At 62.9% G+C, this 21,722-nt stretch carries 19 protein-coding genes; 7 read left to right on the top strand and 12 right to left on the bottom strand.

Features of this window, described 5'->3' with window-relative positions:
- Window positions 1-70: 70 nt before the first annotated feature.
- Together ACK59L_RS02680 and ACK59L_RS02675 are read left to right on the top strand one after the other, a co-directional pair.
- Entirely contained in the window at window positions 71-1,471 is a 1,401-nt protein-coding gene (locus tag ACK59L_RS02680; protein WP_409271684.1) for an amidohydrolase family protein, read from the top strand.
- A gap of 11 nt (window positions 1,472-1,482) precedes the next feature.
- On the top strand, window positions 1,483-1,956 hold the full coding sequence (locus ACK59L_RS02675) for a DMT family transporter (RefSeq protein WP_409271682.1): 474 nt from the start codon (window positions 1,483-1,485) through the stop codon (window positions 1,954-1,956).
- Window positions 1,957-2,126: 170 nt separating this feature from the next.
- On the opposite strand, the gene guaA is transcribed toward ACK59L_RS02675, so the two are convergent.
- From guaA to ACK59L_RS02655, 4 genes are all read right to left on the bottom strand, one after another.
- Window positions 2,127-3,704, bottom strand: coding sequence for a glutamine-hydrolyzing GMP synthase (guaA, locus tag ACK59L_RS02670; protein WP_058604467.1), 1,578 nt, complete (start codon window positions 3,702-3,704; stop codon window positions 2,127-2,129).
- A gap of 110 nt (window positions 3,705-3,814) precedes the next feature.
- Window positions 3,815-5,284, bottom strand: coding sequence for an IMP dehydrogenase (gene guaB, locus ACK59L_RS02665; RefSeq protein ID WP_058604466.1), 1,470 nt, complete (start codon window positions 5,282-5,284; stop codon window positions 3,815-3,817).
- A gap of 132 nt (window positions 5,285-5,416) precedes the next feature.
- Window positions 5,417-5,968, bottom strand: coding sequence for a sugar ABC transporter ATPase (locus ACK59L_RS02660; protein ID WP_409271679.1), 552 nt, complete (start codon window positions 5,966-5,968; stop codon window positions 5,417-5,419).
- A gap of 47 nt (window positions 5,969-6,015) precedes the next feature.
- Window positions 6,016-6,777: a sulfite exporter TauE/SafE family protein gene (locus ACK59L_RS02655; RefSeq protein WP_058638593.1), complete on the bottom strand. Its 762-nt coding sequence runs from the start codon at window positions 6,775-6,777 to the stop codon at window positions 6,016-6,018.
- 100 nt (window positions 6,778-6,877) lie between these two features.
- On the opposite strand from ACK59L_RS02655, the gene ACK59L_RS02650 reads away from it, so the two are divergent.
- The 4 genes from ACK59L_RS02650 (at window position 6,878) to leuA (ending at window position 12,152) form a co-directional block, all read left to right on the top strand.
- Window positions 6,878-7,813, top strand: a complete 936-nt coding sequence (locus ACK59L_RS02650; RefSeq protein WP_409271677.1) for a LysR family transcriptional regulator — start codon at window positions 6,878-6,880, stop codon at window positions 7,811-7,813.
- A gap of 48 nt (window positions 7,814-7,861) precedes the next feature.
- Complete coding sequence (gene xseA, locus ACK59L_RS02645) at window positions 7,862-9,241, top strand: exodeoxyribonuclease VII large subunit (protein WP_058638594.1); 1,380 nt, start codon at window positions 7,862-7,864, stop codon at window positions 9,239-9,241.
- A gap of 3 nt (window positions 9,242-9,244) precedes the next feature.
- Entirely contained in the window at window positions 9,245-10,072 is an 828-nt protein-coding gene (locus ACK59L_RS02640; RefSeq protein WP_409271675.1) for a peptidoglycan DD-metalloendopeptidase family protein, read from the top strand.
- Window positions 10,073-10,478: 406 nt separating this feature from the next.
- A complete protein-coding gene (leuA, locus tag ACK59L_RS02635; RefSeq protein ID WP_409271673.1) occupies window positions 10,479-12,152 on the top strand; it encodes a 2-isopropylmalate synthase in 1,674 nt (557 codons plus the stop codon).
- 194 nt (window positions 12,153-12,346) lie between these two features.
- Here leuA and ACK59L_RS02630 read toward each other — a convergent pair whose 3' ends face one another.
- Genes ACK59L_RS02630 through zwf form a run of 3 tightly spaced genes read right to left on the bottom strand, consistent with a single transcriptional unit; the run spans window position 12,347 to window position 15,226 of the window.
- A complete protein-coding gene (locus ACK59L_RS02630) occupies window positions 12,347-13,027 on the bottom strand; it encodes a bifunctional 4-hydroxy-2-oxoglutarate aldolase/2-dehydro-3-deoxy-phosphogluconate aldolase (RefSeq protein WP_058637547.1) in 681 nt (226 codons plus the stop codon).
- Window positions 13,028-13,044: 17 nt separating this feature from the next.
- The gene (gene pgl, locus ACK59L_RS02625) at window positions 13,045-13,785 is read right to left on the bottom strand and encodes a 6-phosphogluconolactonase (protein WP_409271721.1); all 741 of its coding nucleotides are present in this window, start codon (window positions 13,783-13,785) and stop codon (window positions 13,045-13,047) included.
- The gene (gene zwf / locus ACK59L_RS02620) at window positions 13,757-15,226 is read right to left on the bottom strand and encodes a glucose-6-phosphate dehydrogenase (protein ID WP_409271671.1); all 1,470 of its coding nucleotides are present in this window, start codon (window positions 15,224-15,226) and stop codon (window positions 13,757-13,759) included. Before zwf ends, pgl begins: the two co-directional genes overlap by 29 nt.
- 210 nt (window positions 15,227-15,436) lie before the next feature.
- Here zwf and hexR point away from each other — a divergent pair, with 210 nt between their 5' ends.
- Window positions 15,437-16,300, top strand: coding sequence for a DNA-binding transcriptional regulator HexR (gene hexR / locus ACK59L_RS02615; RefSeq protein WP_178091267.1), 864 nt, complete (start codon window positions 15,437-15,439; stop codon window positions 16,298-16,300).
- On the opposite strand, the gene ACK59L_RS02610 is transcribed toward hexR, so the two are convergent.
- The 5 genes from ACK59L_RS02610 to ACK59L_RS02590 form a co-directional block, all read right to left on the bottom strand.
- Window positions 16,293-17,147 (bottom strand): D-hexose-6-phosphate mutarotase, encoded by an 855-nt coding sequence (locus tag ACK59L_RS02610; RefSeq protein WP_100852149.1) that lies wholly within the window; start codon window positions 17,145-17,147, stop codon window positions 16,293-16,295. The two genes, hexR and ACK59L_RS02610, sit on opposite strands and share 8 nt — an antisense overlap.
- Before the next feature lie 116 nt (window positions 17,148-17,263).
- On the bottom strand, window positions 17,264-18,556 hold the full coding sequence (locus ACK59L_RS02605; protein ID WP_409271718.1) for a carbohydrate porin: 1,293 nt from the start codon (window positions 18,554-18,556) through the stop codon (window positions 17,264-17,266).
- 100 nt (window positions 18,557-18,656) lie between these two features.
- Window positions 18,657-19,811, bottom strand: coding sequence for an ABC transporter ATP-binding protein (locus ACK59L_RS02600; RefSeq protein WP_409271668.1), 1,155 nt, complete (start codon window positions 19,809-19,811; stop codon window positions 18,657-18,659).
- Window positions 19,812-19,814: 3 nt separating this feature from the next.
- Window positions 19,815-20,660, bottom strand: coding sequence for a carbohydrate ABC transporter permease (locus tag ACK59L_RS02595; RefSeq protein WP_023533435.1), 846 nt, complete (start codon window positions 20,658-20,660; stop codon window positions 19,815-19,817).
- The gene (locus tag ACK59L_RS02590; RefSeq protein WP_058604453.1) at window positions 20,653-21,561 is read right to left on the bottom strand and encodes a carbohydrate ABC transporter permease; all 909 of its coding nucleotides are present in this window, start codon (window positions 21,559-21,561) and stop codon (window positions 20,653-20,655) included. Before ACK59L_RS02590 ends, ACK59L_RS02595 begins: the two co-directional genes overlap by 8 nt.
- Between the last annotated feature and the right edge of the window lie 161 nt (window positions 21,562-21,722).

Here is a 21,722-nt window from a genome sequence, read left to right as displayed (position 1 = left end):
TATCCATCTTTTTCCCGCAGTGTTGCCTTGCGTACATTTCTTGCAATCACATTTGAAGAGGTGTACCTCAATGGCTGAATACAATCGCGGCATCGTACAGGCGCAGACCGCACCGGTTACCCGCACACTCATCCAAGGCGCCACTGTACTGAGTATGGATGGCGACATCGGCAATCTGGTACGCGGCGACATTCTCATCGAAGGCAGCACCATCAAGGCCATTGGTGAACATCTCGAAGTTGGCGACGCTATGGTGATCGATGCATCCGGCATGATCGCCATGCCCGGCATGGTCGACACGCACCGCCACTCGTGGGAAGGGCAACTGCGCCGGATCAATCCCAACGCAGCCACATTGGAAGACTACTGCAACGCCACTCACTTCTCGTTCGCCAAATACTATCGCCCGGCGGACATGTACATCGGCAACTTGCTGAGTGCGTTAGGGTGCATCGATGCCGGCATCACGACCTTGGTGGACAACTCGCATAACAGCCGCACCGGTGCACACTCCGACGCCGCCGTCGAGGCGCTGCTTGATGCAGGTATACGCGCCGTACATGCCTCCGGGGCGCCGGTGGCGGGTGAGTGGGATAAAGCCCACTGGCCGGGCAACCTGGAGCGTTTGCAGGAAAAATACATCAAGCACGGTGATAACCCGTTGCTTTCGCTGGCGGTGATGGCGCAGCTGGAACCTGAGCTGTGGGCTGAAGCCAGACGCCTGGGGCTGCCGATCATCACCGAGTTTTTTGGTGGGGGCATGGCGGCGCAATTGCCAGAATTGCATCGTAAAGGTCTGCTGCGATCCGATAACATCTTCAACCACTGCACCGCGCTGCCGGACGCCGGCTGGGAAATCCTTCGCGAAGCTGGGGTGCGAGTCAACGTATGCCCACGCTCAGATGCCCATTACGGCATTGAAGATGGAATGTTCGCCATGCAGTCGGCCCAGCGTCACGGCATCAGCCCGGGACTGAGTGTTGACAACGAAACCTCCTACAGCGGCGACATGTTCATGGAAATGCGGGTGGCGTTCTACCTGCAACGTGTCATAGGCATGCACCAGCAACGTTGCTGCGGTGAGGACCATCATCCGGTGGTGACGCTGCCCGCCCACAGTCTGCTCAAATCCGCGACTATCGACGGCGCCTTCTGTGCCGGCTTGCAGGACAAAGTCGGTAGCCTGGTTGCGGGCAAACAGGCAGACCTGATCCTGATCAACGCACAGGACATCAACCTCTACCCTGTAGGCAATGCCTTCGGCACCGTGGTACATGCCGCCGAGCGCAGCAATGTCGATACGGTCATGATTGGCGGGCGAATCGTCAAACGCGACGGCAAGGTATTGGGCGTGGACAGTGAGAGGCTGCGTGCGGCGATCGATGAGTCACGTGAGCATCTGTTCGCTGCAGCAGGCTATGCGCCGGATATGTTTGCCGAGACGTTCCTCCCGCTCGACTCAGCCAACTAAGAGGGCACGAGATGAACGTAGCCTACTATGTGTTGGCCATCGCTGCGGGGCTCGGCATTACCCTGCAGACCACACTCAACGGCCAGCTCGCTAAAGGTGTAGGTGGAGACTCCGTTGCGGCGGCACTGTTCTCGTTCACTGCCGGCGCAGTGTGCCTGTGCATTTACGCATCGATGCGCGGAGGAATAGCGGCCTCACTGGCCGCGATTCCTGCCCAGCCCCTGTGCAGCCTGCTGGGCGGTTTGCTAGGGGCGAGTGCGCTGCTTAGCTATGTGGTGCTTGCACCGAAGATAGGCCTGTCCGCCCTGCTCGGCCTCGCTATCGCCGGGCAAATCGTTTCATCACTGGTCATCGATCATTTCGGCTTGATGGGGGCATTGGAAAGGCCAGTGTCTCCCATCAAGTTGGCTGGGGCGGTGGTGATGCTCGCAGGCTTGGCTATCGCGTTGTTCGGTGACAGGTGGTCAGCGGTTTTCTCTAACTGAGCGTCTTGATTACGCCGGATCCAGCTGGTATCCCGCACCATGCCAAAAAATCATGCTGATGCTGGGAAACATTGCCTGAACTTGCCAGACCCAAAAAGCCAAAAGCCCGCAATTACGCGGGCTTCAGGGCATTTTTTGCTAGATTGTGCCGGACAGTGCCGGACGCGGGATCATTCCCACTCAATCGTCGCCGGCGGCTTGCTCGACACGTCGTAGGTCACCCGCGAGATACCGTCGATCTCGTTGATGATCCGGCCGCTGACGGTCTCCAGCAGTTCGTAAGGCAGATGAGCCCAGCGAGCAGTCATGAAGTCTACGGTCTCGACGGCGCGCAACGCGACGACCCAGGCGTAGCGACGGCCGTCACCGACCACACCGACCGATTTCACCGGCTGGAACACCACGAAGGCCTGGCTGGTTTTGTGGTACCAATCAGCCTTGCGCAGTTCTTCGATGAAGATGTGGTCCGCGCGACGCAGAATGTCGGCGTACTCTTTCTTCACCTCACCCAGGATGCGCACACCCAGGCCCGGGCCTGGGAACGGGTGGCGATAGACCATGTCGTAAGGCAGGCCGAGCTCCAGACCGATCTTGCGCACTTCGTCCTTGAACAACTCACGCAGCGGTTCGACCAGCTTGAGGTTCATTTCCTCCGGCAGGCCACCGACGTTGTGGTGGGACTTGATCACGTGGGCCTTGCCGCTCTTGGCGCCGGCCGATTCGATCACGTCCGGGTAGATGGTGCCCTGGGCGAGGAACTGGATGTTCGGCAGCTTGCTGGCCTCGGCATCGAAGATGTCGATGAAGGTGCGGCCGATGATCTTGCGCTTCTTCTCCGGGTCGGCCTCGCCGGCCAGGTTGTCGAGGAACTGCTTTTCAGCGTCGGCACGAATCACCTTGACGCCCATGTTCTCCTTGAACATGGCCATCACCTGGTCACCCTCGTGCAGGCGCAGCAGGCCGTTGTCGACGAAGACGCAGGTCAGCTGGTCGCCGATGGCCCGGTGCAAGAGGGCCGCGACCACCGAGCTGTCCACGCCGCCGGACAGGCCGAGCAGGACGTTGGCCGAACCCACTTGCTCACGCACCTGGGCGATGGCGTCCTCGACGATGTTGGACGGGGTCCACAGGGCTTCACAGCCGCAGATGTCCTGCACGAAACGGGACAAGATGCGACCGCCCTGCTTGGTGTGGGTCACTTCCGGGTGGAACTGCACGCCGTAGTAGCCGCGTGTGTCGTCGAACATGCCGGCGATCGGGCAGCTCGGGGTGCTGGCCAGCACGTGGAAACCGGTCGGCAGCTGGGTGACCTTGTCACCGTGGCTCATCCACACGTCCAGGCCCAGTACGCCGTCGGCGTCGATATGGTCCTCGATGCCGTCGAGCAGGCGGCTCTTGCCGACCACGTCTACGCGGGCATAACCGAACTCACGCAGGTCAGACCCTTCGACCTTGCCGCCCATCTGCTCGGACATGGTCTGCATGCCGTAGCAGATGCCCAGCACAGGCACATTCAGGTCGAACACGGCCTGGGGTGCACGGGGGCTGTTGGCTTCGTGAACCGACTCGGGGCCACCGGCGAGGATGATGCCGCGCGGGTTGAATTCGCGGATCGCTTCATCGTCCATGTCGAACGGGTGCAGTTCGCAGTACACGCCGATCTCGCGCACGCGGCGGGCGATCAGCTGGGTGTACTGGGAGCCGAAATCGAGGATGAGGATCCGGTGAGCGTGAATATCGAGGGCCATGGGGAATCTCTGATTCAGCTGCGAGCTTGAAGCTGCAAGCTGCAAGTTGATCGGGGAAAACGCAGTGGCTGCGCGAACGCAGCCACCGTCTGGAGCTTACCGCTGAGCTATCAGCCAACCCGGTAGTTGGGGGCTTCCTTGGTGATCTGCACGTCGTGAACGTGGGATTCGGCCATGCCGGCGCCCGTGATGCGCACGAACTCCGGCTTGGTGCGCATCTCGTCGATGGTGGCACTGCCGGTGTAGCCCATGGACGAACGCAGGCCGCCCATCAGCTGGTGAATGATCGCAGCCAGTGCGCCTTTGTACGGCACACGGCCTTCGATACCTTCGGGGACCAGCTTCTCGGCACCGGCCGAGGAGTCCTGGAAGTAACGGTCGGAGGAGCCTTGCGATTGCGCCATGGCGCCCAGCGAACCCATGCCACGGTAGGCCTTGTAGGAGCGGCCCTGGAACAGCTCGACTTCGCCTGGGGCTTCTTCGGTACCGGCGAACATCGAACCCATCATCACGCAGCTGGCACCGGCGACGATGGCCTTGGACAGGTCACCAGAGAAGCGGATGCCGCCGTCGGCGATCAGTGGCACACCGGTGCCTTCCAGGGCAGCGGCGACGTTGGCGATGGCGCTGATCTGCGGCACGCCAACGCCGGCTACGATACGGGTGGTGCAGATCGAGCCAGGGCCGATACCGACCTTGACCGCATCCGCGCCGGCCTCGGCCAAGGCCTTGGCAGCAGCGCCGGTGGCGATGTTGCCGCCAATCACCTGCACCTGCGGGTAGGTTTGCTTGACCCAGCGCACGCGCTCGATCACGCCTTTGGAGTGCCCGTGAGCGGTGTCGACCACTACCACGTCAACGCCAGCGGCTACCAGGGCGGCGACACGCTCGCCGGTGTCCTTGCCGGTGCCGACCGCTGCGCCAACGCGCAGACGACCCTGGTCGTCCTTGCTGGCCAGTGGGTAGGCCTTGGCCTTCTCGATGTCCTTGACGGTCATCATGCCCTTGAGGCTGAAGTGCTCGTCGACGATCAGCACTTTCTCGAGGCGGTGCTTGTGCAGCAGCTCGCGCACCTCGTTCTTGTCCGCGCCCTCGCGGACGGTGACCAGGCGTTCCTTGGGCGTCATCACTTCGCGGACCTTGGCGTCCAGGCGGCTTTCGAAGCGCACGTCGCGGGAGGTCACGATACCGACCAGGTCACCGTTTTCCAGCACGGGCACGCCGGAAATGTTGTTCAGGCGCGTCAGGTCGAACAGGTCGCGCACGGTGGCGTCGGCCTCGATGGTGATCGGGTCCTTGACGACACCAGCCTCGAACTTCTTGACCTTGCGTACTTCGCCGGCCTGCTGCTCGATGGTCATGTTCTTGTGGATGATGCCGATGCCGCCTTCCTGGGCCATGGCGATGGCCAGGCGCGCTTCGGTGACGGTGTCCATGGCAGCGGAGACCAGCGGGATGTTCAGCTCGATGCCACGGGTCAAACGGGTCTTGAGACTGACTTCATTGGGCAGTACCTCGGAATAACCAGGTACAAGGAGAATATCGTCGAAGGTCAGGGCTTCTTGGCTGATACGCAACATCGCGGGGGCTCCCGGGCGGGAAAAATGGAAGCGCGCCATTATACTCATGCGTGCCCTGCCACTCAATGTAAATCAAGCCTGAAGTTACAAGTGGCCGTTGCCGCCCTGCGCACCAAAGCCCTGCCCCCCTCGTCAGGCGAGCCGGACCTGCACCACGGCCACCGGTTGGTCCAGCCAGTCGGCGAAGCTGTCGATGAAGGCCTGGGTGAACCCGGCATCGCCCCAGTTGTTGAAGATGAAGCCCAGGTTGGAGAAGGCGCAGGGTTGCAGGAACAAAAAACCGTTGATGTCGTCTTCGAACCCGCACAGCGGGCACGTGAAGTTGTCACTGACCCCGGGCATCCACTCTTCCAGGCTGTCGAACAACGGCTCGCCCACTTCCCGCCGGCACTGCGGGCAGCCCGCCTCCTCCTTGAAGCCTTCGGTGGGCGTATAGATGCAGCGCTTGAGCATCACCTCAAGGCCGTTGACCGGCGCATCGAAGGGCAGTTTTTCGGGGTGCAGCGCCACCTGGCGGGCACCTGGCCCAAGGGCATGGGCCATACGGTTGCCGGTACGCCCGCAGGTGGTCAGCTGCTCTTGCACGATCTTTTCGCGGACCAGCCAGCGCAGGATGGCGCGGGCGCGGGCCTCGTGCACCGGGACGGTGGACTGCCTGGGAACGATGATGATTTGGGTATTCATGAGCGGACAAGCCTTGGATCGGGTAGTCGGCCAATTCTAACCCCTGCTCAAGCGCTCACATAGCGAGCGATGAGCGCCAGGCCGCTGGCCAACACCAGCCAGGTGACCAACCGGACGAAGGCCTCGCGTGACAGCCTGTGCGTGAGCCTGCGCCCAGCCCATAGGCCGATGACCATCACCGGCAGCAGGCAGGCCGCCATCAGCAGCAGTTGTCGATCGGCGTAGACACCGGCGACAAGGAACAGCGTCAGGCGCACCAAGGTGCTGCAACTGATCAACGCGCTCTGGGTGGCGCGCACCTGCTCCTTGTCGGGCAGGCGGGCGCTCAGGTAAAGGGCGTAGAGAAACCCGCCGCTGCCGAACAAGGCGCCGAACAACCCGCCCACGGTACCCATCGGTGCCGCCCACCACCCGGCAAGCGACGCCGGGCGTACCTTCAGCGCCAGGCTATAGAGGGCATAGGCCGTGATGAACAGGCCCATCAGCAGCATCAGCAGGTCCGACTTGAGCTGCAGCAGGAACGCAACGCCCAGGGTGCACCCCAGCGCCATGAACGGCAGCAGGCGCAGCAGTTCGCCCCGTACCACATCGCGCCGTGAGGGCAACAGGTTGCCGAACGCCGCTACGAAATCGAGCAACACCAGCAAGGGAATGATCTGCGACAGCGGCATGAAATGGATCAGCACCGGGCCTGCCACTAACGCCGTGCCGAAGCCGGCGATGCCGAACACCACATAGGCTGCCGCGGTACCCAACACGATGGGTAGCCAGTCAAGCCCCGAGAACGGTATAGCGAGGTCAGCGAGCATTGGCGCATTGTCCTTGAAGGTTCAGCGCACCATAACCAAACCCGCGCCATCCCGGCTAATATGCAATCTCGCCCTGATCCATCTCGAAATGGCATCGCTCATGATCTCGACCCGCCAGCTGCGTTACTTCGTGGAAATCGCCGAATGTGGCAGCTTCAGCGCCGCCGCCGAACGACTGTATGTCGCCCAGTCCGCCCTCAGTCGCCAGGTGCGCGAGCTCGAACTGCAGCTGGACACCGCGTTGTTCGAGCGCACGGCCAGGTTGCCTCGCCTGACCGATGCGGGCCGGGCGTTCCTGCCGCGCGCGCGCAACCTGCTGCTGGACCTGGACAAGGCTGGCGAGTTGGCCCGAGCCGTCGGCCAGGGCCTGTGCGGCAGCCTGAACATCAGCCACTCCAGCACGGTGCCGCTGACCGGTCGGCTGCTCGAGCACCTGGGTGATTACCTGCGGACAAACCCTGATGTGAGCATGGAGATCGCCCAGTTGTCCTCCGAAGGGCAGCTTGCAGCACTGGCCGAAGGTCGCCTGGACATCGGGCTGCTGAGGCTGCCGGTGCTGCGCCAGCACGATGGGTTGAGCATCGAGCCGTTGTTCGAAGAGCCCCTGTTGCTGGCGCTCGCCCCTACCCATGAACTGGCGGGGCGCGATTGCATTGCCTTGGCGGAGCTTTCCAGCCAGCCGTTCATCTCCATTCCCCACCACCAACGCGGTGGCCTGAGCTACCTGTCTGCCGAGCTGTGCATGGCGGCGGGGTTCTTTCCCCAGCCTGCGCGGGTGGTGTCGCGCAAGACCACCCAGTTGCAGCTGATCCAGGCGGGGTTCGGGGTGGCCTTGCTGCCACGCTGCATGCAGGACATCGCCCCTGCGGCGCTGCGGTTCATCCCCCTGACGGACCCCGGCTGCGTCAGCACCGTCGCCATCGCCCACCGCCGCGATGCCGGGCCACTGGTGAGTCAGTTCGTCGAGCACATGACCTGCGCAGCGTCGGCAATCGGTACGCCAGGGCAGGCACCGGCGACCCAGGCCAGCTCCTGATCGACCGGGCACGACACCCGGCCCCCTCATCCTTTATAGTGCCTTCCCATGATCAAAGACCCTTTCGAACGCCTCGGCCTTGACCGTGATGTGCTCACCGTCAGCCAACTCAATGGCCGCGCCCGGGTGCTGCTGGAAGACGTGTTCCGCAGCGTATGGGTGGAGGGCGAGATTTCCAACCTGGCCCGGCCGGCCTCCGGCCACATGTACTTCACCCTCAAGGACAGCGGTGCCCAGGTACGCTGCGCCCTCTTCCGGCAGAGCGCCACGCGGGTGCGCCAGGCGCTGCGTGACGGCCTGGCGGTACGGGTGCGCGGCAAGGTGTCCCTGTTCGAAGGCCGTGGCGACTACCAGCTGATCCTCGATACCGTGGAGCCTGCCGGCGATGGTGCACTGCGCCTGGCCTTCGAGGCGCTCAAGGAAAAGCTTGGCGCCGAGGGCCTGTTCAGCACCGACAGCAAGCGAGCGCTGCCTGCACATCCCCAGCGTATCGGCATCATCACCTCCCCGACCGGGGCCGTGATCCGCGACATCATCAGTGTGTTCGCCCGCCGCGCGCCCCAGGTGGAGTTGAACCTGATCCCCACCGCCGTGCAGGGCCGCGAAGCCATCGCCCAGATCGTGCGGGCCATTCGCCTGGCCGACAGCCGCGGTTTCGACGCCTTGATACTGGCCCGCGGCGGCGGTTCACTGGAGGACCTGTGGTGCTTCAACGAGGAAGCCGTGGCGCGTGCCGTGGCCGCGTGCAAAACGCCGATCGTGAGCGCCGTGGGCCATGAAACGGACGTGTCGATCAGCGACTTCGTGGCCGATGTGCGTGCCCCGACCCCGTCTGCTGCGGCCGAGTTGCTTGCGCCCGACAACAGCGGCCTGCAGCATCGCCTGGACGGCCTGCAACGGCGCCTGACCCTGCGCATGCAGAACCGGTTGGTGCATGATCGCCTGCGCCTGGAGTCCCTGATTCGCCGCCTGCGCCATCCGGGCGAGCGCCTGCGTCAGCAGGCTCAGCGCCTGGATGACCTGGACATGCGCCTGCGCCGTGCCTTCCTGCATAACCTCAATCAACGCCGCGAGCGCCTGGTGCGCCTGGAGACACGTCTGGCCGCGCAACATCCCGGGCGTACTCTGGCTTTGCTGGGCCAGCGCCTGGACAGCCTGGCCGAGCGACTGCCCCGGGCCATGCGTGACGTGCTCAAGGACCGGCGCCAGCGCTTCCAGGCCCAGTTGCAGACCCTGCAGATCGTCAGCCCGCTGGCGACGCTGGCGCGCGGCTACAGCATCCTGCTCGACGAACAAGGCCAGGCCATCCGCAGCGCCGAACAGACGCGCAACGGCCAGCGCCTGACTGCACGCCTGAACGAAGGCGAGCTGCAGGTGCGGGTCGAAGACAATCACCTGACTCCGGTCACGCTCTCACTTCTGGACTGACACATGCCCCGCTTGCTCACGTCACTGCTCGCCCTCGCCTTCACCGTCCTGAGCGCCACAGCCCAGGCTAGCTACATCACGCGCACGCTGAACAAACCGGTGCCCGGCGGCGTTGCCGTGGTCGACCTGGGGCCGGCAGCCAGTGCTCCCAGCGCGCGCTTCGACGGCAAGCCGGTGCTGGTGGTCAAGGAGCAGGACAACTGGCTGGCCATCGTCGGTATCCCCCTGACCCAGAAGCCTGGACAGGCGGTGGTGCAGCAAGGCAGCCGAAGCCTGCCCTTCACCGTGGGGCACAAGCAGTACCCCGAACAGCGCATCACCTTGAAGAACACCCGCCAGGTCAACCCCAATCCGGCCGACCTCAAGCGCATCGATCGCGAACTGGCCGAGCAGATCAAGGCCTACCGCAGCTTCAGCCCGGCCTTGCCAAGCAACCTGATCCTCGACAAGCCGGTCAACGGGCCGCTGTCGAGCAAGTTCGGCGTGCGCCGGTTCTTCAATGGCGAGGAACGCAACCCCCATGCGGGGCTGGATTTTGCCGTACCAGCGGGGACGCCGATCAAGACGCCTGCCAACGGCAAGGTGATTCTGGTGGGCGATTACTTCTTCAATGGCCGCACGGTGTTCGTCGATCACGGGCAGGGCTTTATCAGCATGTTCTGCCATATGTCCCGTATCGACGTGCAGAACGGGCAGTCGCTGCGCCGTGGTGATGTGGTCGGCCGCGTGGGCTCAACGGGGCGCGCTACCGGGCCGCACATGCACTGGAACATCAGCTTGAACGATGCGCGTGTTGACCCGGCGATCTTCATCGGTGCCTTTCAGCCCTGAGGCAGGGCTGACACTGCGTTGAGCGACGTTTGAGCCGCCCCGCAATACGGGCGGCGCTTGCCCACACTGCAGGACTCAGGAGGCTTTTGCGGCGACTGACACACCATTGCGCCAAAGAAAAATACCGCGCAACAAAACCTAAGTATTTTACTGCTATCAACAAGCAGATCTCGCAATATCACTTTTTTTAAGCATTCCTCTCAATTTTTTTTCAACGCTTGCCAACCCTCAGTCCACTGGTTAGGGTTGAAACCATGAAAACCTTCAGCACCCTCATCTTGCTCCGACAACATCGCAGCCTCTGCCTGGTCAGCGCTCGACTACCAGGCTGAATCGCGTCGCCTCGCCCCCACCTCGTTACTGCTCGGCAGGCCCGATCTCGGCCGCACATAAAAGGATTGCTTCCATGACCATGCTCAAAGACCCTTCGAAGAAATACCGCGCCTTCCCTATCATCAATCTGCCTGATCGTACCTGGCCGTCCAAGACCATCACCGAGGCGCCGATCTGGTGCAGCTCGGACCTGCGTGACGGCAACCAGTCGCTGATCGAGCCGATGGATGCGGAGAAGAAGCTGCGGTTCTGGAAGACCTTGGTGCAAGTGGGCGTGAAGGAAATCGAAGCCTCCTTCCCTTCGGCCTCGCAAACCGACTTCGACTTTGTCCGCACCTTGATCGAAGACGGTCATATTCCAGAGGACACCACCATCCAGGTGCTGACCCAGGCGCGGGAAGACCTGATCGCCCGGACCTTCGAGTCCCTGCGCGGGGCCAAGAAGGCCATCGTTCACCTGTACAACGCCACCTGCCCGGCCTTCCGCCGCATCGTCTTCAACCAGGACAAGCAGGGCGTCAAGGACATCGCGGTCAATGCAGCCAAGCTGTTCGTCAAATACGCCGCACAGCAGCCCGATACGCACTGGACATTCCAGTACTCGCCCGAAACCTTCAGCGCTACCGAGATGGAATTCGCCAAGGAAGTGTGCGATGCGGTGATCGAGGTGTGGAACCCCACGCCCGAGCACAAGATCATCCTTAACCTGCCGGCCACCGTCGAGGTCGCCACGCCCAACGTGTATGCCGACCAGATCGAATGGTTCTGCCGCAACATCAATCGCCGTGACAGCGTGATCATCAGCCTGCACTGCCACAACGACCGGGGAACCGGCATCGCCGCGACCGAGCTGGGCCTGATGGCCGGCGCCGACCGTGCCGAGGGCTGCCTGTTCGGCAATGGTGAGCGCACCGGCAACGTCGACCTGGTGACCCTGGCCTTGAACCTGTACACCCAGGGCATCGACCCGGGCCTGGATTTCTCCGACATCGACGGTGTGCGCAAGGTCGTCGAGGAATGCAATCAGCTGCCGGTGCACCCGCGCCACCCATACGTAGGTGACTTGGTGCACACAGCCTTCTCCGGCTCGCACCAGGATGCCATTCGCAAGGGCCTGGCCAAGCAGCAGGAAGGCGAGTTGTGGGAAGTGCCGTACCTGCCGATCGACCCGGCCGACATCGGCCGCAGCTACGAGGCCGTGATTCGCGTCAACAGCCAGTCCGGCAAAGGCGGCATCACCTACCTGCTCGAGCAGGAATACGGCATCAGCCTGCCGCGCCGCATGCAAATCGAATTCAGCCAGGTCGTGCAGGGCGAAACCGACCGCCTGGGCCTGGAAATGACTGCCCAGCAGATCTACAGCTTGCTGCACAAGGAATACCTGCAAGCCAACGCACCGTACGCGCTGGTCAGCCATCGCCTGCAGGAAGAAAACGGTCACAGTGCCGTGGAAGTGGAAGTAGCCGGCGAAGGCGAGACCACGCTGCACTGGCGCGGCAAGGGCAATGGCGCCCTGGAAGCCCTGGTGGCCGGCCTGCCGGTTGCCGTCGAAATCATGGACTACAACGAACACGCCATCGGCGCGGGCACCAACGCCAAGGCAGCGGCCTATATCGAACTGCGTGTAGCCGGCGGGCGTCCTGTGCATGGTGTGGGCATCGATGAAAACATCACCACAGCCAGCTTCAAAGCCCTGTTCAGTGCGTTGAACCGTTCGCTGAGCCAGCAAGAGGCCAAGGCGGCCTGAGTACCGTTAGGGAGAAAGCGGCCTCTTTAGCTGATGCTGTTGACTTGAGATTGTTGGGGCCGCCTTGCGGCCCCAACGACCTAAGGGCGCGCTTACCCTTCGTATACGCGCACATAACCCGCAAACGCCAATCACCAGGCAAAAAAATGGGCGCCGACCAAGCGCCCAAAAAGCCGTAAAGCACACAACGAAATTCAGTGACCGTCCACCAGCGCCATGGCCTCGGCACTGCAGGCCTCGATGCGGGCCCAGTCGCCATTCTTGATCCAGCTGCTGTCGAGCATCCAGGTGCCCCCTACACACATCACATTGGCCAGTGCCATGTAGTTGCGCACGTTGGCCGGGTTGACGCCGCCGGTTGGGCAGAAACGGATGTCGCCGAACGGGCCAGCAAACGCTTTGATCGCCGCCACGCCTCCGCTGATTTCGGCGGGGAACAGCTTGAAACGGCGGTAGCCCAGCGCGTAGCCCATCATGATTTCGGACGGGGTGCTGATACCCGGCAGCAAGGGGATCTCGCTCTCCACGCCCGCTTGCAGCACATCCTGGGTGATGCCGGGTGTGACGACGAACTGGGCGCCTGCGGCCTCGACGGCTGCGAACATGGTGCGATCGAGCACTGTCCCGGCGCCTACGCACAGCTCGGGGCGCTGCTCACGCAGCACTTCGATGGCCTTCAGGCCATGCTGTGAACGCAGGGTCACTTCCAGCGTGCGGATGCCGCCGGCCGCCAGGGCGTCGGCCAGGGGCAAGATGTCCTGCTCGCGGGCGATGGTGATCACCGGCAGGATGCGCGCCGCTTCGCAGATGGCGTCGACCCGGGCGGCCTTGTCGGCCATCGAGAGCTTGGGCTGTGGACGTTCGAGGGTGATCATTGCTGTGGATCCTTGGCTCATGGGCACCAGTAGATGTCCAGGGGTGCGTGAAGAAAAGCGCGAATGGGCATTTCGGCGAGATCGTCATCCGCCAGCGCGGCGCGCAGGGTAGCGAGTTTGCCTGGCCCTTGCACGGACAATGCGGTGAACCCTGCGGTGGCCAGCAGCGCTCGGGTCATGGAAAGGCGCTGATGGGGAACGGTTGGCGCCATTAGCGGTAGGCAACGGCGAGGCGTGTTCGGATCCAGGCCCTCGGCCAGGTTAGGACTGGCTGGGAACAGCGAGGCCGTGTGGCCATCGTCACCCATGCCCAGTACCAGTACGTCGATGGGCGGCAGATCGGCCAGGGCGCGGTCAGCCTTGTCGGCGGCCTCTTCCAGCGAAGGCGCCTGCTGGTACAACCCGATGAAACGCGCCTTGGCGGCCTGCCCTTTGAGCAGATGCCGGGCCAACAGGCCGGCATTGCTGTCGGCGTGCTCCACCGGCACCCAGCGCTCATCGGCAAGACTGACCGTCACCTTGCTCCAGTCCAGGTCCTGCTTGGCCAGTTGCTCGAGAAAAGGCACCGGGCTGCGCCCACCGGACAGCACGACGCAGGCTTGGCCTTTATCGTCGATGGCTGCACGCAGGCGCTCACTCACATCCTTGGCCAATGTGCCAGCCAACGTGCTGGCGTCGGGCAGTTGATGCAACTCGGTGCTCGCCGGAAACTGCAATTCGGACAATGCTTCAGATGTCGCCATACCAGGCCCTCCCATCGCGGGTGATAAGTGCAATCGAGCTCATTGGCCCCCAGCTGCCCGCAGCATAGGGCTTGGGGGCGTCGCCCGTGTTGCGCCAACCGGCAATCAGCTGGTCACACCACTTCCAGGCGTACTCGATTTCGTCCTTGCGCACGAACAGGTTCTGGTTGCCCCGCATCACTTCAAGCAGCAAGCGTTCATAGGCATCCGGAATCCGCGCGCTACGCCAGGCGTCGGAAAAATTCAGTTGCAGCGGGCCACTGCGCAGTTGCATGCCCTTGTCCAGGCCTTGCTCCTTGGTCATCACGCGCAAGGAGATACCTTCGTCCGGCTGCAAGCGAATGATCAGCTTGTTGCCCACTTGCAGACGCTGTTCCGGGGCAAAGATGTAATGCGGCGTTTCCTTGAAGTGAATGACAATCTGCGACAGCTTTTGCGGCATGCGCTTGCCGGTGCGCAAGTAGAAAGGCACACCCGACCAGCGCCAGTTGCGGATGTCGGCGCGCAGGGCGACGAAGGTCTCGGTGTCGCTCTGGCTATTGGCATTGTCTTCTTCAAGGTAACCCGGCACCGGCTTGCCATCGCTGTAGCCGGCAATGTACTGCCCGCGCACCACCCGCGTGCTCAGCCCGTCTCCGGTGATCGGGGCCAGCGCCTTGAGTACCTTGACCTTCTCGTCGCGGATGGCGTCGGCCGACAGCTCGCTCGGCGGGTCCATGGCAATCAGGCACACCAACTGCAACAGGTGGTTCTGGATCATGTCGCGCAACTGCCCGGCCTTGTCGAAGTAGCCCCAGCGACCCTCGATACCCACCTTCTCCGCCACCGTGATTTCCACGTGGGAGATGGAGTTCTGGTTCCATTGGGTTTCGAACAGGCTGTTGGCAAAGCGCAGGGCGATCAGGTTCTGCACCGTCTCCTTGCCCAGGTAGTGGTCGATGCGATAGACGCGGCTTTCGGGAAAGAATCGCGCCACGGCATCGTTGACCCGGCGTGAAGACTCAAGGTCATGACCGATCGGCTTTTCCAGCACCACACGGGTGCGCTCGCTCAAGCCCACCTTGTCCAGGTTTTCGCTGATGGCACCATACACGGCGGCGGCCGTGGCGAAGTAGGCGATCAGGGGGTGCCCGTCGGGCACTTGCGAGGCCAGTGCCTGGTAGCCCTCTGGCTGCAGAAAATCCAGATGCTGGTAATCGAGCCTTGCCAGGAAGCGCTCGAGGGCCGCGGCCTCGATGTCAGCCTCGGGCACATGCTTGCGCAAGTGGGCCTCGATGCTGTTCAGGTGCTCCTGGGCACTGCCGGCCTCCCGCGCCAGCGCCAGCAGGCGCGTCTGTGCGTGCAATAGCCCGGCGCGGTCGAGCTGGTAGAGCGCAGGGAACAGCTTGCGCAAGGCCAGGTCGCCCAGGGCGCCAAACAGGGCAAATGTGCAAGGTTCGACACTGATTGCAGCCATGATGTTGGTTCTTTCCTAAAGTTGATTTAGAAATACCGTTTTCAGTTAGGGTTTTCAAGGACAAATGTAGTAAAAACCATAACATTAGTCGGATGTATGACAGACAAGTGGTGCGCAACCGGCGCCGCCAGTACGATAGACGACCCTGTAAACAGGCCTGCTGCTCCCTCAGCCGGCTGTCTTCCCGACCCAAGGACACCCATGGACCGCGTGAGAAACCTCCTGGAACAAATCCAGGGACGCCTCGACGAGCTGAACAAGGCCGAACGCAAAGTCGCCGAAGTCATCCTGCTCAACCCGCAACAAGCCACACGCTTCAGCATCGCGGCGCTGGCCCAGGCGGCCAAGGTCAGCGAACCGACTGTCAACCGCTTCTGCCGCTCATTCGGCGTGAGCGGTTACCCGGAGCTGAAACTGCAACTGGCGCAGAGCCTGGCCAGCGGCGCGGCCTACGTGAGCCGCGCGGTGGAGGCCGACGACGATCCGGCGGCCTACACCCAGAAGATCTTCGCCAGCGCCATCGCCTCGCTCGACAGTGCCTGCCAGCAGCTCGATCCCCAGCAGGTCAGCCGCGCGGTCGACATGATGATCCAGGCCCGCCAGATTCACTTCTTTGGCCTGGGCGCCTCTGCACCGGTGGCGCTGGATGCCCAGCACAAGTTCTTCCGCTTCAACCTGGCCGTGTCGGCGCACGCCGACGTACTGATGCAACGCATGCTGGCGTCGGTGGCCCATACCGGCGACCTGTTCGTGATCATTTCCTACACCGGGCGTACTCGCGAGCTGGTGGAAGTGGCTCGCCTGGCCAGGGAAAACGGCGCCTCGGTGCTGGGTCTGACAGCGGCCGGGTCGCCGCTGGCCAACGCCTGCAGCCTTAGCCTGCACATTCCTCTGCCCGAAGACACCGATATCTACATGCCGATGACCTCGCGCATCATCCAGCTGACCGTGCTCGATGTGCTGGCGACCGGCATGACCCTGCGCCGGGGTGTGGATTTCCAGCCACACCTGCGCAAGATCAAGGAAAGCCTCAACGCCAGTCGCTACCCCATCGAGGACGACGAACTCAGCTGAGCCGGTGCGCCTGCAGACTCAGATGCGCGCGCTGCCCCGGTGCCAGGCTCAGGCCGTCGTCGCTGCCGCTGGCAGCCTCCACACACACGAAACGCTGGCATTCGCGCCCGGTAACCCCCAATAAGGGCCGGCTGCCGGGGTGCCACACGACCGTATCGTCGCTGTCGCCGGTGTCGATACACAGCTGGCGCTGCCAGGCCGGATCATGCAGTTGCACACCGGGAATGCCTGGATAGACCCGCTGACAGCCGCCCTTGGGCTTGAGCGCCCCTTCCTGGCGGCATGCCTGACGGTTGAGGTGGTCGTACCCCTCGATGTCTTCAAGGCCAGACAGCGCTACCTCCGAGACGTCACTGATGCGCCAGTAGGCCAACAAGGCGTGACTCAACTGGCACGGTTCGCTGTCCTGGTGCTCGGTGCTCAGGCTCAACTCCATGCGGCTGCCCAGCCGCGCCTCCAGGTCGACCTGCCAGTCGCACAGTTCCAGGCGCCACTTGAGTACCACGCCCTGCGCGTCTTCATGGCTGTCCATCAGCTTCCAGTCCAGCAGGCGGGCCCAACCGTGGGCAGGCCACAGGTCTTCGCTGGGATGGCGACCGTACCAGGGCCAGCAGACCGGCACGCCGCCGCGAATGGCGCCCACCTGTGGCCATTGTTCGGCGCACCACAGCCAGGGCCGCTCACCTGTGGGTTGGAAATGCAGCAACTGCGCGCCCTGGCGACTGAACGCCGCCTGGCACAGGGGGTGATCGATGATCAGCACATCGCGCTGCTGGTAGCGCTCCCATTCGAACGTCGGCCGGGGCCGCCGTGCGGCGAAGAAGCGATGGAGCGGATGCTCAGGCATGGTGCAGGGCTCTTATTGTTTGGGGTAGCGCTGTCTTGGCCTGTCCACGGCAACCACTGCAGGTCAGTGGTTGCCGGGCGCCAAACGGGATTGGCGTAAATTTACAACAAATGGGCTTAGAAAGACGACTGAATCTTCAAGCCCGCCACCAGGGCATTGTCCACTTCATCCACGCCGCCGGGGCTCTTGATGTACTGAAGGTTCGGCCGCACGGTCAGCCAGTTGGTGACGTGGAAACCATAGTACAGCTCGGCGTTGTACTCGGTACGTTGCAGAGGGACGAAGCCTGGGTTGTCGTATTCGTTGATACCGCTCATGTCGTTGAGCTGGCGCGCACGCTTGCGCACATCGTCGTTGACGTGGATGCGGGCGATGCCGAAACCGATGTCGTCCTTGGGCCGGGCGTCGAAGGCACCTTTGTAGACCATGCCCACCTGCTGGTAGTTGTCCACCACGTTGGTGGCCTTGTCGTGCACCGTGAAGTTGGCGAACAGGCTCAGCCCACGGTTGACGTCGCCCGCCTGGGCCGTGACCTGCTGCTGCGCCACCACCCACCAGCCATGCTTGCTGGAGTGAGACTTGAAGCCCGAACCACTAAGCCCCTGGGCGTTGCCGTTGACGTCCTTGTATACATCCTCGGCATCGGCGGTGCTGTAGTAGTAGCCCAGGCGGTATTCGCCCGGCAGGCCGTTGAGCTTCGGCGTCCAGACCATTTCCACCGGCAGGATCGCGCCCTTGGTGCCGCTGCCGCTCAGCTTGAAGCCATTGCCGGTTTCCAGGTTGGACGGGTTCTGCTCATAGGCACCGACTTGTACGTAGAACTCGGGGGTGACGTTGTACTTGACGCGCGTCGCCCATTGGCTGACGGGCCAGTTGTACCAGATGCCGCCCACCCAGTTACCCACTTGCGAGCCGCAGAACGCCAGGTTCTGGAAGTCGCAGGGGAAACTGTTGAAGTCCTCACCCGGCCCGAAGCGGCCGAATTTCACGTCCAGCGCGCCGTCGAAATACTTCTGCTTGAACCACATCTGGGTCAGGCGCCAGGTCTGGCCACGCCCCCACACTTCCTGCACCGAACTGAACTGCCCAGCCCGTGGGTCGCTGATGCGGTCGTTGGACAGGTTGCGACCGCTTCGCTCGGTGATGGCCAGCTTGAATTCGGCATCGTGCCAGCCGAAGATCTTCTGCAGGTCCAGGTGCGCACCCAGGGCGAACTGATCGCTGTAGCGGGCGGTCTTGTCGTGGTTGTAGCCACCGTGAAGGTTGCCGGCCACTTCGCCGACATAATCGACGGTGAAGTCGTAGCCTTTTTCCAGCAGCTCGGTGCGGGTACCGCCCCAGTCACCGGTCATCCATTTCGACTCGCTGGAAAAAGCTTCGGCAGCCTGCAGGCCACTGCTGACGGCCATCGCCAGCGGCGCAAGCAACGCCAGTGAGCCCCAGGTGGTAGTACGATTGCGCTGTTCCATTGCGTTGCGTCCTCTTTTTCTTATTGATGGTGTAGACGGTTCAACGGCCACCGAGGGCGGCCATGTTGTCCTTGACGGTGGTGGCGATACGGTTTGCCTGCAGGCGTTCGCCGCTCTGGGCGTCGAACAGCAGCACCCGTGCCGGGTCCAATTGCAGGGCCAGGGTGTCACCCACCTGGCAGGCCACGTCAGGGGCCAGTCGGCAGCACACTTTGGTCTGGTTGAGGGTCACGAACACCAGCATGTCCGGACCAGTGGGCTCGGTGACCTGTACCTGGGCGCGAATGCTTGGCCCGCCGCTGCCGCCCTCCGCGCCCAGGGCAATCTGCTCGGGTCGAATGCCCAGGACGATTTCGCGCCCCTCCAGACCCAGGTCGGCGCCGGGCAGGGGCAGCTCGCAGCGTGCCTGGCCACTGTCGAGCACTGCATGCAGCTGACCGCCCTGGGCCACCAGCCGCGCCGGCACGAAGTTCATGGGCGGCGAGCCAATGAAGCTTGCGACGAACTGGTTGGCCGGGTCGTTGTAGATCTGCTGTGGCGTACCGAACTGCTGGATGATGCCGTCTTTCATGACCGCCACCTTGTCACCCAGGGTCATGGCCTCGATCTGATCATGGGTGACGTAGACGGTGGTGGTTTTCAGGCGCTGGTGCATCAGTTTCATTTCGGTCCGCATCTCGACCCGCAGTTTGGCATCGAGGTTGGACAAGGGTTCATCGAACAGGTAGATCTTCGGTCGGCGCGCGAGCGCCCTGCCCATGGCCACGCGCTGCTGCTGACCGCCAGACAGCTGCGCCGGCTTGCGCGCCAGCAGGTGCTCGATCTGCAGCAGCTTGGCCACCCGCGCCACCTCCTCGTCGATGGCGGCCTGGGGCATCTTGCGGATTTTCAGGCCAAATTCGATGTTCTCGCGCACGGTCATGGTCGGGTACAGCGCATAGGACTGGAACACCATGGCGATGTCACGGTCCTTGGGGCTCATGCCGCTGACGTCCTGCTGGTCGATCAGAATAGCGCCGCCGGTGATCTGCTCGAGGCCGGCGATGCAGTTCATCAATGTCGACTTGCCGCAGCCCGAAGGGCCGACCAGGATCAGGAACTCACCGTCCTTGATCGACAGTTGGATGTCCTTGAGGGTATCCGGCAGCCCGGCACCGTAGGTTTTGTTCACGTTGCGAAGTTCGAGCGTTGCCATGACTTACCCCTTTACCGCGCCGGCCGTGAGCCCGCGCACGAAATATTTGCCTGCCACTACGTACACCAGCAGGGTCGGCAGGCCGGCGATCATCGCGGCGGCCATGTCGACGTTGTATTCCTTGGCCCCGGTGCTGGTATTGACCAGGTTGTTCAAGGCCACCGTGATCGGTTGCGAGTCGCCACTGGAGAACACCACGCCAAACAGGAAGTCGTTCCAGATCTGGGTGAACTGCCAGATCAGGCAGACCATGATGATGGGCGTGGACATGGGCAGGATGATGCGCCGGAAGATGGTGAAGAACCCTGCCCCGTCCAGGCGTGCGGCCTTGACCAGGGCATCGGGGATGCTGACGTAGAAATTGCGAAAGAACAGTGTGGTGAAGGCCAGGCCATAGACCACATGCACCAGCACCAGGCCAGTGGTGGTACTGGCCAGCCCCAGCTTGCCCAGGGTGAACGAGGCCGGCAGCAGCACCGTCTGGAAAGGCAGGAAGCAGCCGAACAGCAGCAGACCGAAGAACAGCTGCGAGCCACGGAAGCGCCACATCGACAGCACGTAGCCATTGAGCGCGCCAATGGTGGTGGAAATCAGCACCGCAGGCACGGTGATCAGGATCGAGTTCCAGAAGTAGCCGCTGACGGTGCCCCAGGCCTTGACCCAGCCAATGGCGGTGATCGCTGTCGGCCAGCTGAGCAGGTTTCCTGTGCTGATGTCCTCGGGGGTCTTGAAGCTGGTCAGCAGCATGACCACCAGTGGCACCAGGTACAGCACCACGGCGATCAGCAACACGGCATGAATGGCAAGCCGGCTGGGGCTGAGCGCGGGTTTGTCGACAGGACTATGCATGGCGTTTGCTCCGCAGCTCCGAATACAGGTAAGGCACCAGGATGGCCAGGATCGCCCCCAGCATGAGGATGGCACTGGCCGAGCCCATGCCCATTTGCCCCCGGCTGAAGGTGAAGGCATACATGAACATCGCCGGCAGGTCGGACGAGTAGCCAGGCCCGCCTGCCGTCATCGCGGCGACCAGGTCGAAGCTCTTGATGGCAATGTGGGAAAGGATCATCACCGAGCTGAAGAACACCGGGCGCAAGCTGGGCAGCACCACGCGCCAGTAGATGCGCGGCAGGCTGGCACCGTCGATCTGGGCGGCGCGGATGATCGATGGATCGACGCCCCGCAGGCCGGCGAGGAACATCGCCATGATGAACCCCGATGCTTGCCACACCGCCGCGATCACCAGGCAGTACACCACCCGGTCCGGGTCCAGCAGCCAGTCCAGGCGAAAGCCCTCCCAGCCCCAGTCACGCAGCAGTTTGTCCAGCCCCATGCCTGGGTTGAGCAGCCACTTCCAGGCCGTGCCGGTCACGATCATCGACAGGGCCATGGGATACAGGTAGATGGTGCGGATGAACCCTTCGCGACGAATGCGCTGGTCCAGCAGCACCGCCAGCAGCACGCCGATCGCCAGGCTGATGGTGATGAACAGCCCGCCGAACACCAGCAGGTTCTTGCTCGCCACCCACCAGCGGTCGTTGTCGAACAGGCGCATGTACTGCGCCAGCCCCGCCCATTTGTAGGTGGGCAGGAACGTGGACGTGGTGAAGGACAGCACGAAGGTCCAGAGGATGTAGCCGTAGAAGCCCACCAGCACGATGAACATGCTCGGCGCCAGCACCAGCTTGGGCAGCCAGCGCTGTAGCGCATCCATGGGAGAGGCCCGCAGACGGGCGGTGGTAGTGGTCATGGTTCACCTCGAAGGCGCTGCTGCGCATGGCGCGCGGCAGCGACTGTCTTGCTCAGGTTAGAAGGTCGCTTGGGCGCTGCGTGGCGCCGTGTCGCGTGGCTGCGCGAGTTTGACGCAGCCACAATTCGAAGGCCCCCGAAGCCTGCGTTTCACGCAGGGCC

Origin of the sequence: Pseudomonas sp. KCJK9111 (assembly GCF_046231935.1) — a bacterium.
Lineage (GTDB): Bacteria > Pseudomonadota > Gammaproteobacteria > Pseudomonadales > Pseudomonadaceae > Aquipseudomonas > Aquipseudomonas parafulva_B.
Note: the sequence above shows the minus strand (reverse complement) of the source record. Positions and strands in the feature narration are given on the sequence as shown.